Source organism: Portibacter marinus (assembly GCF_021533195.1).
Lineage (GTDB): Bacteria > Bacteroidota > Bacteroidia > Chitinophagales > Saprospiraceae > Portibacter > Portibacter marinus.
In genome coordinates, this window is record NZ_JAJNKB010000061.1 from 1 (window position 1) to 1,159 (window position 1,159).

The 1,159-nt window shown below is 35.8% G+C and carries 2 protein-coding genes; both read left to right on the forward strand.

The window, feature by feature from the left end; genetic code table 11:
- The first annotated feature begins 65 nt into the window (after positions 1–65).
- The gene (locus L2567_RS20935) at positions 66–341 is read left to right on the forward strand and encodes a transposase (protein WP_235299820.1); all 276 of its coding nucleotides are present in this window, start codon (positions 66–68) and stop codon (positions 339–341) included.
- Positions 342–361: 20 nt separating this feature from the next.
- Positions 362–1,159 (forward strand): IS3 family transposase (locus tag L2567_RS20940; protein ID WP_235299821.1); only part of this gene is annotated, 798 nt, incomplete at its 3' end.

Sequence of the window (1,159 nt, forward strand, 5' to 3'; positions counted from 1 at the left end):
TGATGTGCCCCTACAATTTAGGACAACTTTTATAAATAATTGTTAATAACTAAATTGTGAGAAAAATGACAAGAAGAAAGTTTACACCTGAGTTTAAAACAAAGGTAGTTTTAGAAGCTCTAAAGGAGAGAAAAACAGCTGCTCAATTGGCGCAGCAGTTTGATATTTCACCTCAACAAATCAGCCTTTGGAAGAGGGATTTTTTAGCCAGTGCCTCAAAGGTTTTTGAATCTAAGCCGAAGAGTAAAAAAGAGCTTGAAGATGAACAGACCGATAAACTTCTTAAAGTGATAGGTCAGCAGAAGGTAGAAATTGATTTTTTAAAAAAAGCCTTGATGTAAAGGCATTAGGGCAAAAGCGAATGTTGGTTGATAGATCAAATTTGGAGATAAGCTTGATTAGACAATGTGAGCTATTAGGTATTCACAAGTCTGGATTATATTATAAACCACGAGGAGAATCTGATTTAAATCTTGAGTTAATGAGGCTTATAGATGAGCATTATTTAGACCATCCGTATAAAGGAGCACGAAGAATGCATACATGGTTGAAGTATGACTTAGGATATGAGGTTGGACTTACAAGAATAGAGCGTCTTTACTATAAAGTAATGGGGCTTCGTTCACTTCTTCCTGGTCCTCATACCTCTAAAAGAAATAAGGAACACAAGGTTTTCCCCTATTTATTGAGAGGAAAGGTAATCGATGGACCTAATCAAGTATGGCAGATGGATATCACCTATATACCTATGGCAAAAGGTTTTATGTATTTGACCGCGATCATAGATGTATATTCCCGATATATCGTTGGATGGAACTTGAGTAATACAATGGAAGCCGAATGGTGTACTGAGGTGTTAGATCAGGCAATACAAACTCATGGTGCTCCGGAAATTCTCAATACAGATCAAGGAACACAGTTTACATCAGAATTTTTTACAGAATATGTTGCAAATCTTTATAACACAAAATTGAGTATGGACGGTAAAGGGAGAGCGACCGATAATGCATTTATCGAAAGATTTTGGAGAACGATTAAATACGAGCACATATATTTAAATCCTACAAATGAAACATTGCAGCTCTACAGAGGAATTGAGAAGTACATAGCTTACTATAATGATGAATTACGGCAAGCTGTATTGAAACAAAAAACACCA

What these genes read in the sequence shown, in the direction of transcription:
- L2567_RS20935 (WP_235299820.1), top strand. Translation starts at nt 66, where the DNA reads ATGACAAGAAGAAAGTTTACACCTGAGTTTAAAACAAAGGTAGTTTTA.